General features: G+C 64.2%; 19 protein-coding genes, 1 tRNA gene and 1 pseudogene. 10 read left to right on the top strand and 11 right to left on the bottom strand.

Going from position 1 to position 13531, the window contains the following annotated elements; all coding sequences use genetic code 11:
* Positions 1-162 precede the first annotated feature (162 nt).
* The 10 genes and pseudogenes from ACO0M4_RS24105 to ACO0M4_RS24060 form a co-directional block, all read right to left on the bottom strand.
* The gene (locus tag ACO0M4_RS24105) at positions 163-684 is read right to left on the bottom strand and encodes a DUF3310 domain-containing protein (RefSeq protein WP_430373006.1); all 522 of its coding nucleotides are present in this window, start codon (positions 682-684) and stop codon (positions 163-165) included.
* Entirely contained in the window at positions 684-1370 is a 687-nt protein-coding gene (locus ACO0M4_RS24100; protein ID WP_430373975.1) for a topoisomerase, read from the bottom strand. Before ACO0M4_RS24100 ends, ACO0M4_RS24105 begins: the two co-directional genes overlap by 1 nt.
* Positions 1371-1395: 25 nt before the next feature.
* Positions 1396-1611, bottom strand: a pseudogene (locus tag ACO0M4_RS24095) (CHC2 zinc finger domain-containing protein); the annotation flags it as partial.
* Complete coding sequence (locus ACO0M4_RS24090) at positions 1589-1744, bottom strand: hypothetical protein (RefSeq protein ID WP_430373005.1); 156 nt, start codon at positions 1742-1744, stop codon at positions 1589-1591. The gene ACO0M4_RS24090 and the pseudogene ACO0M4_RS24095, both read right to left, overlap by 23 nt.
* The gene (locus ACO0M4_RS24085; RefSeq protein WP_430373004.1) at positions 1741-2163 is read right to left on the bottom strand and encodes an endonuclease VII domain-containing protein; all 423 of its coding nucleotides are present in this window, start codon (positions 2161-2163) and stop codon (positions 1741-1743) included. Before ACO0M4_RS24085 ends, ACO0M4_RS24090 begins: the two co-directional genes overlap by 4 nt.
* Complete coding sequence (locus ACO0M4_RS24080; protein WP_430373003.1) at positions 2160-2519, bottom strand: hypothetical protein; 360 nt, start codon at positions 2517-2519, stop codon at positions 2160-2162. The genes ACO0M4_RS24085 and ACO0M4_RS24080 overlap by 4 nt, the downstream gene beginning before the upstream one ends.
* Before the next feature lie 61 nt (positions 2520-2580).
* On the bottom strand, positions 2581-3402 hold the full coding sequence (locus ACO0M4_RS24075) for an AAA family ATPase (protein ID WP_190131801.1): 822 nt from the start codon (positions 3400-3402) through the stop codon (positions 2581-2583).
* A 56-nt stretch (positions 3403-3458) separates the two neighbouring features.
* Positions 3459-4235 carry a RecB family exonuclease gene (locus tag ACO0M4_RS24070; RefSeq protein ID WP_430373002.1) on the bottom strand — a complete coding sequence of 259 codons (777 nt, stop codon included), beginning with the start codon at positions 4233-4235 and terminating at the stop codon, positions 3459-3461.
* On the bottom strand, positions 4232-4588 hold the full coding sequence (locus ACO0M4_RS24065; protein WP_430373001.1) for a hypothetical protein: 357 nt from the start codon (positions 4586-4588) through the stop codon (positions 4232-4234). Before ACO0M4_RS24065 ends, ACO0M4_RS24070 begins: the two co-directional genes overlap by 4 nt.
* A gap of 120 nt (positions 4589-4708) precedes the next feature.
* Positions 4709-5413, bottom strand: a complete 705-nt coding sequence (locus ACO0M4_RS24060; protein ID WP_430373000.1) for a beta-ketoacyl-ACP reductase — start codon at positions 5411-5413, stop codon at positions 4709-4711.
* A gap of 342 nt (positions 5414-5755) precedes the next feature.
* Between ACO0M4_RS24060 and ACO0M4_RS24055 the strand changes: the two genes are divergently transcribed.
* Positions 5756-6553 carry a helix-turn-helix domain-containing protein gene (locus tag ACO0M4_RS24055; protein ID WP_430372999.1) on the top strand — a complete coding sequence of 266 codons (798 nt, stop codon included), beginning with the start codon at positions 5756-5758 and terminating at the stop codon, positions 6551-6553.
* Positions 6554-6673: 120 nt separating this feature from the next.
* Here the strand turns inward: ACO0M4_RS24055 and ACO0M4_RS24050 are convergent, their stop codons facing one another.
* Complete coding sequence (locus ACO0M4_RS24050; protein WP_430372998.1) at positions 6674-7186, bottom strand: hypothetical protein; 513 nt, start codon at positions 7184-7186, stop codon at positions 6674-6676.
* Between the two features lie 427 nt (positions 7187-7613).
* Here ACO0M4_RS24050 and ACO0M4_RS24045 point away from each other — a divergent pair.
* The 9 genes from ACO0M4_RS24045 to ACO0M4_RS24005 all read left to right on the top strand — a co-directional run bounded on the left by ACO0M4_RS24045 (position 7614) and on the right by ACO0M4_RS24005 (position 13520).
* Positions 7614-7685 (top strand) — tRNA-Cys (locus ACO0M4_RS24045).
* A 64-nt stretch (positions 7686-7749) separates the two neighbouring features.
* The gene (locus ACO0M4_RS24040; protein WP_430372997.1) at positions 7750-8025 is read left to right on the top strand and encodes an HNH endonuclease; all 276 of its coding nucleotides are present in this window, start codon (positions 7750-7752) and stop codon (positions 8023-8025) included.
* Between the two features lie 45 nt (positions 8026-8070).
* Entirely contained in the window at positions 8071-8250 is a 180-nt protein-coding gene (locus ACO0M4_RS24035) for a hypothetical protein (protein ID WP_430372996.1), read from the top strand.
* Positions 8250-8681 (top strand): hypothetical protein, encoded by a 432-nt coding sequence (locus tag ACO0M4_RS24030; RefSeq protein WP_430372995.1) that lies wholly within the window; start codon positions 8250-8252, stop codon positions 8679-8681. Before ACO0M4_RS24035 ends, ACO0M4_RS24030 begins: the two co-directional genes overlap by 1 nt.
* Before the next feature lie 16 nt (positions 8682-8697).
* Positions 8698-9402: a hypothetical protein gene (locus ACO0M4_RS24025; RefSeq protein ID WP_430372994.1), complete on the top strand. Its 705-nt coding sequence runs from the start codon at positions 8698-8700 to the stop codon at positions 9400-9402.
* Entirely contained in the window at positions 9321-10313 is a 993-nt protein-coding gene (locus ACO0M4_RS24020; protein ID WP_430372993.1) for a terminase TerL endonuclease subunit, read from the top strand. Before ACO0M4_RS24025 ends, ACO0M4_RS24020 begins: the two co-directional genes overlap by 82 nt.
* A gap of 9 nt (positions 10314-10322) precedes the next feature.
* A complete protein-coding gene (locus ACO0M4_RS24015; RefSeq protein ID WP_430372992.1) occupies positions 10323-11774 on the top strand; it encodes a phage portal protein in 1452 nt (483 codons plus the stop codon).
* A 43-nt stretch (positions 11775-11817) separates the two neighbouring features.
* A complete protein-coding gene (locus tag ACO0M4_RS24010) occupies positions 11818-12354 on the top strand; it encodes a hypothetical protein (protein ID WP_430372991.1) in 537 nt (178 codons plus the stop codon).
* Positions 12355-12419: 65 nt separating this feature from the next.
* Positions 12420-13520, top strand: coding sequence for a hypothetical protein (locus ACO0M4_RS24005; protein WP_430372990.1), 1101 nt, complete (start codon positions 12420-12422; stop codon positions 13518-13520).
* Positions 13521-13531: the final 11 nt, after the last annotated feature.

Raw genomic sequence — 13531 nt, 5'->3', positions numbered from 1 at the left:
GAAGGGACTTGACTACGGATGCGGTAGCCCTGACGTAGGGGAGCAGCTGACGGGCTGTAGCCCTTCCGCCGTGCAGGACAATCCGTTCTCTCACCTTGCCCAGCAGGTGATCGAGGTCGGTTTCCCGTATGCAGTTGCAGGGATACGAGGAGCAACAGTCACTCACTTCGAGCCGCCCTCAGTCCGTTCGATCTCGATCTCGACGTAGCGGATCGCCTTCCGAAGGTCCTCTACCGGGTCACCCTTCAGACCCGCGCGCCAGATGTACTTGATGGCGTTGCCGAGAGGGAAGTTCATGTGTTTGGTGATCTCGATGCACTCGATTCCGCTCGGGTGGTTGGTGTAGTGCGCTGGGTGTTCGACGGCGGGCCGGTGCGTGGGGTTTGTGCTTGAGGTGGTCAAGGCGGCCTTCATGACTTCCTGTGCTTTGTAGGTGTCGATGCCGAGGGCCAGGCCCTTTGTCTCGTTGAGGAGGCGCCGGCCGGGGTTGGGCTCCATGGCGAGCATCAGCTCGTCATCTGTGAAGCAGAGCGCGCCGCCGTTGCGGAGCTGCACGTCGTTCGGGTACGGCTGGCCCTCGTGGACGGCCTGGACAACCCCGCGTTTGTCCTCGTAGAGCCAGCTCGCCGCCTGTCCAGATCCGGCGACGACGATCACTTCGTCGCCGACGTTGAAGCGCGCCATCAGAGACCCAGCCTTTCTCGGAACTTCGCGGGACCGAACTCGTGGATGAACCTGGCTGCGTCGTAGCCGTCGCCGAGGTCGACGGCCTTGGCGTTGGGCAAGCGCTCGCAGACCTTGGCGGAGAAGCGGCGGCCGGCATCGTCTCCGTCACCAAGAACGAAGACGATTTCGAAGCCTGCGAACGCCGGGTCGAAGTGATCCCGCCAGCTCGACACACCCGGAGTACCCACGGCGGGCACGTCGGCGCCTTCGACCGCCGCGCTGTCCAACTCCCCCTCGTTCAGAGCGATGTATGGCTTGCTGGTGAGCAGGGCCGCCGTGTTGAAGAGGCGGGGCGGATGGCCGGGCAGCCCCATGTACTTGCCGTGTCCCTCGTGCTTCTCCCGATGTGGCGGCAGATATGAACCGTCCGGTGCCCTCACGCACGCATCAGCGATGCAGCGGAAGCGGATCGTGGCCACGGCGTGGATGCCCCCGGCGGGGCGCCAGTACGGGACGGCCAGGCGTCCACGGTGAAGTTCATGTCCTACGGCTGGCTCCGAAACGTAGCCGAGGCGGAGCTTCGCTACGCTGCCGAGACCGCGGTGCGCCATATACCGTTCCGCCGGGCTGCCCTGGTAGTTGGTCGCGTAGCGCTTGGCCGCCGTGACCAAATCGGCTTTCTGCGAGTCGTGCAGCTTCGACAAACCCCGCCTTCTCCTGTCGCATGATGATGTCGATCGAGTCCAAGGACAGGTCACAGGCGAAGCAATGGACCTTGTTCTTGGCGTAGTTGATGCTTGCGGAGGGTGTCCGCTCGGCGTGGAACGGGCAGAGGCATCTGCTCCAGCCGCCGACGCGCGTCGGGCACTGCGGGGGCCGCCACTCCGGGAAGTAGTGGGCGAGGACCGTGGCGATGGGTGGCCTAGCGGCCTTCTGCACGCTCATCCTCGCCTCGCCATTCAACTTTTTGGGTATTAACCGGGAATTCGTACTTGCGGTAGGCCGCCTCCAGGAAGGCTTTGTCGCCGCGCCACTCGCGGTACGTGGCGATGGGCTTGCCATAGCTCTTCGGTGTCACTTGTCCTTGCCTTGGTAGAAGCGCCGCCCTATGAGACGGGGTGCAGGCGGGTCATCGAGGTACTGAGCCGCCGCACGGAGCACGGTGGGCCGGTCTCTGGCCGCTGTGAGGAGCCTGCCGTTGCACATGCGGCATAGCAGCCCTCGAACGAGTTGGGTTTTGTGGCAGTGGTCGACAGAGAGGCGCTGTCGCCGCGTTCCGCCGCAGATGGCGCAGCAGCCGCCCTGACTGCGGAACAGGATGTCGTACTCACCGGGGCCCAGGCCGTACGTGGAGCGGACACGAGCCTCATGGCTGGCCGTGCTCCGCGCGACCTTCTTGCACGTCCCGCAAATCCTGCCGCGTGGCGTGAAGAACCTCTCGGCCCGGTTCCTTTCGCAGCGCGAGCAGCGCCGGAAGCCCCTGCGCGGGCCCGTCACGCGGCCTTCCGAAGAGTGCGCTCAAGGCGCATGAGCCGTCCGGTCTGGTCGCAATCCGTCGCGTAGGTGCACAGCATGTCGGCGGCCATGACCTTGACGAGCTGGCGCCCTCCCCGTCCACGTCGGGTGACGACCACCTGCAACTGGCCTCGGCCGCGGAGTTCGTGAGCGAGCTGGCGCACGCTGCCGATAGCGACCGTGTCGCCGAGTTCGACCAGCAGAGCCACCGGTTCGGTGAGCTTGGTGCGTTCGCCTTCGTCAAGCGGGAAGCGCTCGGCGAGGTTGCCGGACAGGTCCATGGAGATGCTGAAGCCCTTGGGGCGTCGGCCATGCTGGCGGTTGCGGGTGGTGATCACTGCTTCCCTTTCACGTAGAGCCCGATGCACGCCCATCGCACATCAACTTTGTGGTGCTGCTTCAGAAGGCCGTTGCGACGGCGACGTCCTCCAGTCGCATGTTGCTCGTGTTGAAGCTGAAGGAGGCGTAGGTCTCACCACTGCTGTCTTCGAAGCCTTCGCGGTTCTTCACGGGGCTGATGTGCAAGGTGCGGCCGTCCATGCCGTCGATCTCCTTATGGATGGTCAGGATGAGGGCCGGCACTCTGCTGATCTTTCCCTTGAGGCCGGACTGCGGGATCGGCTTGAGCCCATCCGCGTAGTCGCCAATGACGTGGTGCATGGCCATGACGTGTGCGTGCGTTTCGCGGGCGAGTTCATTTAGGTAGTCGCAGAGCCCTTCCAAAGAGAAGGTGAACTCGTCGGCGTTGGCGGCGCCGCCCGCGTCGATATTGGTGATGTTGTCCACGACGACGAGGTGCGGGTAGACATTGAAGACCTCCCAGTACGCCTCAAGGTGCAGCTCGATCTCGGCCGGCGTGGGCCTTGCGGAGTAGTTGAATCGCTGCCACCAACGCTCTGCCAGCACGTCGTTGTACTCCTCGAAGTCGTCAGCGTGCAGTTTGGCCTTGATGCTCTTGGCGTCATCGCCCGTAAGGATGGCCGTAGCCCTGGAGAGCTGCGTTGCCGCGGTTGAGTCCGCCGAGAAGTAGAGGGTCGGCACGTTGCTGCGGACGGCCAAGTTGAGAGCGGCCACAGACTTTCCCGTTCCGCCAGCGGCAGCGACAACAGACAGCTCTCCCCTGCGGAAGTCCGCCCCGAGTTCGGTCAGCCCCTTGAAAGGGGACCTGATCGGCTCACCGGCTGCACCCTTCATGCGCACGGACTGACTCAGTGAATACACCAGAACCCCTCTTTCCTTCTGCCTTCAGAGTAGTTGAATTCGCCTCGCGCATCAACTTATTGCTTAAATGAACAGGCGTGGGAAACGTCACAGAAGCGGCAGGAAAAGCCGGGACTGGCGGGAAAGTCGCCGCGCTTCACGCCAGCGTCCATGGCTGCGTACCGCTCTCCCACTGCCTCCTCCGTGACCTTGTCCAGGGCAACCGGCCTCGACAGGCGGCCGGTCTTCGCGAGGTACCAGTCCGCCTTGTTGACCTCCACGCCGTAGAGCTTGCGTACGGCGACGCCGTAGGTCTCAAGCTGGAACTTGCTCTTCATGGAGCCGGTCTTCCAGTCCCTCGGGCGCACCGTGCCGTCCGCGTCCCGCACGAGCTGGTCAATGAAGCCCCGCACTCGGACGCCGCCCAACTCGACCATGAAGTACAGCTCCACAGCGGGCGTGCCGTCGGGGGTGCGGTAGGTCTCGGTGGGGTTGGCGGCTGCCCATTCCACATACCGGCCCGTCTGCTGCTGTCCGAGTACGTACCGCCTCTCGATGTCCTCCCCGCCGGTGCCGGTGGCAGAGAGCCAGAGGTCGGTGTTCGGCTCCTTGTCGAGGCTCTTGTTCACCAGGGCGCTGTACCGCTCGGAGAAGAGCGTCACTGCCTCGTCTGCGCCCATGGCCCGGCCGGACAGCTCGAAGGCTTCGGCGGCGCTGTGGAAGGCGGTCCCGTGGTGGCTCCAGGCGGCCGGCCGGGGCTCAACACGCTCCACTCGTTGGAGGTAGAAGCGGTGCGCGCACTTCTCGTACTGCTCGGTCTGGGAGACGGATCGGGGCTGGGTTTCGATGCTCAACGGGGTACCTCCGGGTGGATGACGTACAGGGTGGACTCGGTGCTGCCGGGAAAGTGGAGGTTCGGGCGGGGCATGTGGATGGTCTCGATCACCGAGTCACGCCACCCAGTCAGGCCCTCTTCCCGAAAGGTCTGCTCAACGTCTTGCTCGCAGTCAGCGGTGGCCATGTCGCTGACCACGAGGTGGAAGTAAGACGCCGCGCCGAGCGCGGACGTCGTGATCTTGCAGACCATGACGCCCACGCTGACGAGAAGGTTGATTGGTGCCTTACTGATCGGCGCTCGGTTCACGGCGTCTACGAGGCTCTGGATGACATGCGGCTGGGCGATTGCCAGGGCGCAGGACAGGGCCATGCAGGAGATCTCCTTGTTGGAAGACTCAGGGGCTGGCTCCTCACGCCTTCCCCCGAGGCGGTCTCACATCAACCTGTGCCGAAATGGGGTCCGATGACGCGATGGCATCGAACCGGCAGCTCAGTGCCCCATTCCGACGCCGCCATCGACAGGGATGACGGCTCCGGTGATGTATGCCGCTTCCTCTGAAGCCAGGAAGCGCACGGCCGCAGCAATCTCCTCCGGCTGCGCGAGGCGGCCGAGGGGGATCTGTCCGCACAGCTCTGCGGTGCGCTCCGGCGGCAGGGCGGCGGCCATGTCCGTGGCAGTCAGCCCCGGTGCCACGGCGTTGGACGTGATTCCCCGGGAGCCCAGCTCGCGGGAGAGGGAGCGTGCGAGTCCTATGAGGCCGGCCTTGGAGGCGGCGTAGTTGGCCTGCCCCGCTTCACCCAGCAGCGCGACGGCCGAGGAGATGAAGATCATGCGGCCCTTGCGTGCGCGGAGCATCCCGCGGGCGGCGTGCTTGGCGACCCGGTACGAGGCGGTGAGGTTGGTGGCCAGCACGTCGCCGAAGTCTTCTTCCGACATGCGCAGCAGCAACCCGTCGCGGGTGATGCCCGCGTTGGCCACGAGTACCTCGACGGGGCCGTGTTCGGCCTCGATCTGCTTGTAGGCCGCTGCCACCTGCTCAGGGTCGGTGATGTCGCACTTGATGGCGAGCAGGCCGGCCGGGGGCTCGCCGGACCGGTAGGTGATGGCGACCTTGTCCCCGGCGTCGGCCAAGGTGCGCGCAATGGCCAGTCCGATTCCTCGGTTGCCCCCGGTGATGAAAACGCTACGACTCACAGCTGAAGATCCCTTGATGCAGGTGGTACAGGTACGGCCGGATTGGTCAGCTCCGGCACCGTGCGCACGACAACGCCCAGGCCAGCGGGGCCAATCGCGGCCGTGCGGCCTGGTCCATCTTTGCCTGGATTTGAGCCTGCATGGGTACCAATCTTCGGGCGCAACCGCCTACCGACACTCGAACTACCGGAAGTCGGACTGACGGTTGCGAGGTCACTTGTCCCTAAATGCCCGTTTACGTGCGTGGGTACAGGTGTGCGATCAACGTTAGGGAAGCGTTAACGTTGCCCAGAGAAACCAGATCCTTGACCGACTCTTTACCAAAAGTGGGTGGTGCCATACATGACCGACCTTGTGCGTTTCTCTCGGCTCCTGCTGCACATTCGCGCCTGTTGCGACGGCAACAAGGTCCCGGGGCTGATCACGGGCTCACCGGCTACCAGGCTCGGCATCACCCAAGACCACATGGCCCGCCTCACCGGTGTCACGGCTGGCTGGTATCGACAGCTGGAGAAGGGGCGTCAGGCCCCCTCGGCCGAGTGGATCGAAACTCTCGTGCGTGCCCTGGTCCTGGACGAGGGCCAGCGCCACAGCCTTTACCTGTATGGCATCGGCGTCGAGCCGCCCAGCCGCAGCCGCCCAGATAGGAGCAACTTGCACCCCACCGCCGATGCATTGGTCCAGGTTCAGCCCTGGACCGCCTACGTCTCTGACTTCGCCTGGGACGTAATGACCATGAACGAGACCGCCGGACGCGAGTGGCCGTGGATGCGAAACGGCGTCAACGTCATGGTGTGGGCCCTGACTTACCCCGAAGCCCGCATGCAGCTGATCAACTGGGAAGAGGACTGGGCCAAACCCATGGCCTCCCAACTGCGGCTGCACCACCAGGCCAACCCGGACCACGTTCGCCTCAACGAGGTCATCAAGGAAATCAAGGAGCGCGACCAGGTAGCCGCCCGCATCCTTGAGAACGATCTGACCACCGTGCACCACCCGGACAAGCAGCGTCGCCGGGCGTACCTGCCTGGCCACGGTGACACCGTCTTTGAGGTCACGTTCCTTTGTTACACGCCCATGGCGGACCCGTCGCTGCGGCTCATGATCGTCCCGGCAGAGGAAGTAGCCGACGAGGAGTAGATCGACACGACAGAGCCGGCCGGTACCCCAACCGCGAGGTACCGGCCGGCTTATGTGCATGGCGAAGTCTTAGCCCGCCTACGCTGCCATACCTTCCACCAGGACGTGGGCGCCCAGCCCCTACTTTGGCTCCGTCTGGCCCTTGGCCCCGTCCGTCTCGGGCAGCTCCATAGCTCGCTGGAGGTCAGCCGCGGGCAGTGCCGTACCCTCCGGCCACCGGATGATCCTGCGGCCGTCCTGGGGCTTGCGCGGTACGTACGCCCAGCCCTCCTCCGTCTCGGGGTCGTAGTCGATGACGACCCCCTCACGGATCAACCGGCCAATCAGCCAGTCAGCTTCCCGCCGCTGTGTCTCACTGGCGGTGTCACCGAGCTGCACGCGCATGTAGACCTTGAGGTTCTTGAGGATGTACGCGTTGTGGTGGCTCGGGCCGCTGCGGGAGGTCTTGACGTCCCAGATGGACTTCACCAACTCGTTGACTCGGACGGCGATCGGCTTCTTCCGCAGCCCCATCTTCACGAGACGCTTGTTAACCGCCTGGACCGTCGCCCCGTACTGCTCGGCGATGTCGGCATCCAGCACGCCGAGGTGGAACATCTTCGCGAGTTCGGCATCAGAGGGCAGCTTGGTCACGGAGGGCGACCTTTCGAGCACGGACTTCGACGCACCTTCGCCCGAAGGGGTCGTCACAGGGACGCTCCAGACCGTACCAAGATCACGCGTCGCACATCAACTTTTGCGCCCAGAGTCAACCTCTATTCGGGCGAGAGTGACATGGATCTCACTTTGTCTCTCTGTCGGCCATATCGGCCTGAGTAACACCTACATACATAGTGAGACCGAGTGAAACGAGGTCGAACGGAAAACCTTCTTAGGGGTTCTTGAATGAATTAACTGTAAGAAACCTTCTTCCTGTTGATCTCCCAGATGAATCTTTTCTCTCGGTAGAGATCCAGGAAGATCATGGCCCCGGCTGCCAGACAAGAAACCAGCCGGGGCCCTCACCCGGTTCGCTGCGCTTGATCCCCGCAGCGAGCAAAGGCGCGGTCGCTCTGCGCTGGAGTCGCAGTGTCCGGCGTGCACTCCGCCCTGCAAGGGCGGAAGAGCGGGTTCGAATCCCGTCGACTCACCACTCACGGAGGGAGGCCACGATGCCCCGAGCCAAGTCGATATGCATGTCGGTGGGCTGCACCTCCGTGACCATTCGTTCAGGACGCTGCGAGAGCCACGCCCCTCCCAAGAGGACCTGGAAGACCTCGGCGCGGAACCTCAACCGGCCCGGCGACTTCCACAAGCGCAGGTCCCTGGTCCTGGCCCGAGACCGCTTCACGTGCCAACGCTGCGGCTGCCGGACCGAGTTGGAGGTCGACCACTTGATCCCGATCGCCAAGGGCGGCACCTGGGACCTGTCGAACCTGTGGGTCCTGTGCAGGGACTGCCACAGACGAAAGACCTACTACGAGGACCGGTAGGCCCCCACTCAATCATTCATTCACTCTCCACCACGGAGGCTTCCAGTGCCCTTGTGCGATGGCCTGTGCGTCGACTGCCAGTGCCCCTTCCCGCCGAACAAGGCCGTCCGCCGGCCTTCGAAGGCCGCAGAGAAGCGCCAGTGGATACAGGACGCCCTTTTCGAGCTGTCGGAGCTGGGCGAGCTGTACGGGGTCGACCCCAACAGCCTTCGGAGCGTGCCCTGATGCCGTCTCGACGCGGGCCGGCCCCCAGCCCCAATGCCCGTCGCCGTAACACCGATCACGCCTTGGGCGAGCACGGTCTATCCCTCAGCTCTGGCGAGGGCCGAGCCCTGCCGAAGTCCCTCGGCGTCGAAACCGGCGGGGCCAAGCGCTTCTGGAAGACGTGGGCAGCAGCCCCCCAGACCGAGCACTGGCTTGAGACCGACTGGGCCGAACTGGAGCTGACCACCCGGCTCGTGGATGCCTTCTACCAGGGCAACGTGCGCCTGGCCGGCGAGATCCGGCAACGAGTCGGACGGTGGGGCGCCACCACCGAGGACCGGGCCCGGCTCCGCATGAATTTCGACCAGCAAGCAGAACAGGAAGCCGCGCAGGCAGCTCAGGAGGCTGCCACGGACCTGGACGAGGAGCTGTTCAAGATGCTCTCCGAGTAAGAAAGGGGGTGCCGGGATGCCACTGACGGGCAACATGCCTTCCGGAGTCCCGCACCCCAGCCGGAGCCTTGGCTACGGCATCATCCGGTGGGCCCAGAAGTTCATCGTTCAGCCGGATGGCGAACACGCCGGTCAACCCTGGCGATTCAGCCCTGAGCAACTGCGCTTCGTGCTCTGGATGTACGCGATTGATGAGCGCGGAAGGTGGCTGTACCGGTCCGCAGCTCTGCGGCGCGCGAAGGGGTGGGGCAAAACACCCTTGCTCGCCGCCTTGGCCATCGTGGAGTTCATCGGGCCGGCCCGCTTCTCTCACTTCGATGAGAACGGGCAGCCGGTGGGCAAGAGGGTGCCCCTCCCCCTCGTCCAGATCGCAGCCACCTCCCTGGACCAGACCGCGAACACCCGCGACATGATCCGCGGCATGCTGGCCGAGTCCCCGGCCGAGAAGGAGTTCAACCTCGACATCGGCAAGGGGATCATCCAGTTCAAGGATGGCCGGCCCGGCCGCATCGAGCCCGTGACCTCCTCCAGCCGCGGGCTTGAGGGGGCGAGGCCCACCTTTGCCCGGCCCCGGCGGGGTCTCTCCTGCCGGGGCCGGGCCATGCCCACTTTGTCGTTTGCGATGAGGTCCACCACTGGGTGGACAGCAACCAGGGCACCTACGTCTGGGAAACCCTCGACCGCAACGTCCAGAAGACTGCGGGTGCAGGCTCACGCCTGATCGAGACCACCAACGCCTTCAACCCGAACGAGGGCAGTATCGCCCAACGGACCCACGAGGCCGCAATGGAGTTCGGGGCGAAGGGCATCCTCTACGACTGCCGGGAAGCAGTCCGGGACGTTGACCTCAAGGACGAGGACGCCGTTCGTGAAGCCGTCATCGACGCCTACGGGGATTCACACTGGGTCGACGTTGACGGCATCGTTGCCGCAGTCATGGACCCGCGCACCAGCGCGGCCATCGCCTACCGCTTCTACCTGAACAACATTCAGGAGAACGCGGACGGTTGGCTCATGAAATCGGAGTGGGACGCCTGCCTCGACGAGGACGACCCGATCCGCCCCGGGGATCAGATATCCGTCGGTTTCGACGGCTCCTTCCGGGGGGACGCCACAGGGCTCGTTGGCTGCCGCCTGCGTGACGGCAAGCTCTTCCTCCTGGGCCTGTGGGAGAACCCGCGAGACCCGAAGAAACCCGACTGGGAAGTCGACGTTCCCTCCGTTGAATCCACCGTGAAGCGCGCCTTTGAGACGTACAAAGTGGAGTGGTTTTACGGAGACCCGCCGTATTGGCAGGAGGCCATTGGTCGGTGGGCCATGACATACGGCGACGACCGCGTCTTCGAATACTGGACTAACAAGCCGATGCGGATGTGTGAAGCCACAGAGCGCTTGCACTCCGCCGTCACGGTCGGTGACGTCAAGCACGACGGAAATTCTGACTTGACTCGACACATGATGAACGCAGTGACGCGGGAAGTTCCCCAGGGGCTCTTGATCACCAAAGACTCCCCCCGTTCCAAGAAGAAAATCGACCTGGCCGTGTGCGCCATTCTTGCCTTTGAGGCCAGGGCTGATGCAATCGCTGACGGTCGGCTCAATGCGCGAAGGGGGCGCGTGGTCGGCTTTTAGTGAGGCCCCATGATTGTTCCCCCCAACGGATACGCCGCGGCTGGCCCCCCGGAATCCCCAACTGACTGGCTGGCCTATCTGTACGGGAAGCTGACAGACCAGTTGCCGGACATGTTCCGCTACGCCGAATACTATGAAGGCGAGCACCAGCGGCTCGCCTTTTCCCAGGCTCGTTTCAAAGCCGAATTCCGCGAGGTCTTCGAGAGCTGGCGCGACAATTTTTGCGGCCTGATCATCGACAGCGCGACCGAGCGCATGACCGTGGACGCCTTCCGAATACCCGAATCTCCCGGCACCGACAAGGACGCCTGGGAGTTCTGGCAGCGCAGCAGCATGGATGTGCTCTCGAACGCCGTCCACCTGGACGCGATGGTGCAGGGCCGTGCTTACGTCCTGGTCTGGGCTGACGAGGAGGGCGAGCCGTCCATCCTCCCCGTCTCCGCCGAGAACATGGTCGTCCAGTACAAGCCCGGCAGCAGGACCGAGCTGCAAGCCGCAGCCCGTTTCTTCATGGACGACTGGGGCCGGCAGTGGGTCACCTTGTGGACCGAGGAATACGTCTATGAGACCAAGCGCGGCGAGGCCGAGTGGGAAAACGGCGTCAAGCGCCCGAACCCGCTGGGCGTCGTCCCGGTTGTCCCATTTCACAACCGCTCCCGACTGTCCGGTGACCCGTATTCGGATCTCGCGAACGTCATCCCGATTCAGGACGCGATCAACAAGACCGTCTCGGACGCGCTGACCGCATCGGAATTTGCAGCGTTCCCTCAGCGGTATGTGACGGGCCTGGAGATCGTGGAAGACGACCAGGGAAACCCGGTCGAGCCTTTCAAGGTTGCGGTGGACAAGCTCCTCCAGGCCGAGGACTCCCAGGCGAAGTTCGGACAATTCGAGGCCGCCAGCCTCAGCAATTATTGCGATCTGGTCGGCCTCCTGCTCCAGCACATGAGTTCCATATCCCGCACCCCGCCTCATTATTTCCTTGTAAACGGAGGAGCGGCGCCCTCTGGCGAGTCCATCATCAGTGCAGAGGCCGGTCTGGTCGCAAAGGTCCGGGAACGCATGCTTCATTTTGGTGAGGCATGGGAGAAGGTAATCCGGCTCTGCTTCGCAGTGAAGCGAGACGAGCGGTCCAAAGCGTTCGCCATGGAAACCGTGTGGCGCGATCCGGAGTACAGGACCGAGGCGCAACATATTGACGCCCTCCTCAAGCTGAAGCAGCTCAATGTCCCTGAAGAGCAATTGTGGAGCGATGCGGGTTACACCCCGTCCCAGATCAGCGCCTTCCGTGAAATGCGGAAGGATGACGCCCGCGCTGCGGCAGAGGTCCAGAAGCTCGGTCCCCAGCAACAGCAGCCGGGAGGAAGTGCGCCGAGCGAGGCGAAGGCAGCCCAAATGGCTCAGAAGCCCCCGCAAGGCAATTCAGGCAACGTGAATCGCAAGCTCAGTGAGAAAAAGTAATCGACTCGCCGGAATGGCGGGTCCATCCGAAATGGATTAGCGCATGAACGAGACACAGAACGACCCTGTCGCCACCCCTGTCCCCGAGGTCGAGGCGCCTCAGCCGCCCGAGGCTCCGGCCGAGGCCGGCCCCACTGATGAGCTGGAGAAGTGGAAGCGCCTGTCCCGTGAGAACGAGAAGCGCTGGAAGCAGGCCACCAGGGAGCTAGAGGGCATCCGTCACGCACAGATGACCGATCAGGAGAAGGCCATCGAGTCGGCGAAGGCGGAAGCCCGGAAGGCTGCGCTGGCGGAGGTGGGGACCTCGCTGGCCGAGGCAGAGATCCGAGCCCAGGCAGCCGCGGCCGGTGTCACCGTGCCGACCGACTACCTGGACCTCTCTCGCTTCGTGGCCGAGGACGGCCGCGCCGACCGAGAACGGGTCACTGAGCTGATCGCCTCCCTCCCGAAGCCTGAGGCGCAGCAGCCGGAGTTCCCTCAGCTCATGGGTACGGGCTACCACCGGGCTGGCGGCAGTGACATTTCCTCCATGGACCCGAGCGAGCTGGCTGACTTCATCGCTGGCGGGTCCTTCATCTAGCCCGAGACTCCTCGAACGCCCTCCCCTCCAGGAGGGCTTTTTTATGCCCTTTTGGAGGCACGCCTATGGCGCTTACCACGCATCATTTCAATCTTGACCCCAAGCAGGTCACTATTGCTGCTCTCGGCCTCCTGGACCGGCAGCTCACCCTGGGCGGGATTCCGGCCCGGTATTCGGAGCTGAAGTTCACCGGCGGCCTCGGTGACGTGATCAACGTAAACCGTGAGAGCCGGGGCATCCCTGTGCAGGCGGCCGGCATCTCTGAGCCGATCTGGAACCCGGTGAAGGGCGACAAGAACAAGTTCGCCGCCGCTTCGGACCGCCCGCTGCCGACCAACGATCGCCTGGCGCCGGTCGGCTTCATCAACGAGAGCCGGTTCCCCGTCCAGCTCACCACCCTCGCTCAGAACTCCACCGCGCTGTCGATGGAGCAGGTTGCCTTCGACCTCAAGCAGTTCGGCACCCAGGTGCTGACCAAGCTGACGCGCGGCTTCGCGGAGTACTTCGATGACACCACCGCGACCTTCATCAAGGCCAACATCACGCGGTCCGGTCTGAGCGCCGCGCAGAAGAAGGTCATCGGCGGCGATGTCGAGGTGACGATCCCGGCTGCGGACGGGACGGGGGAGAACATGAAGGCCCGCGCGCTCGGTCTGCGTACCGCGCTCGTTGATGCCCGCATGGCGATGAACGTCGCCAACGTGCCGGCCTCCGAGCGGTATCTGATCGCCGGCCCCGAGGTCGAGGCCATCCTCCTGAAGGACCCGGAGTTCGTCGCGGTCGACTACTCCGGCGACACCAACGCCCTGCGGCGGGCTGTCGTGGGCCGGATCTACGGCTTCGACATCGTGATTCACAACTCGTTCGGCCTGGAGATGTACCTCTTCCACAAGAGCGCGATGCTTCTGGTCAGTGCTTGCCCGGCGATCCCGATGGGTGCCGTGCAGGGCAGCGTCCAGAACATCAACGGCATCGCCACCCGCATGCTGATCGACTACGACTACGCCAAGAAGGCCGACACGATCGGCCTGGACACCATGTACGGCCTGTCGACGGTCCGGGAGGACCCGGACTACTCGGTCCGTGGCGTCGGCATCGGCGAATCGTTCGTGCGCGGCCTGAAGGTGTCGATCACCGAGAAGACGACCGCGCCCTCGGGCTCCTAACGGAGGAGGCC

It is taken from the genome of Streptomyces sp. RGM 3693 (assembly GCF_050471125.1).
Classification (GTDB): Bacteria; Actinomycetota; Actinomycetes; order Streptomycetales; family Streptomycetaceae; genus Streptomyces.
This window is presented reverse-complemented; position numbering and strand designations above follow the sequence as displayed.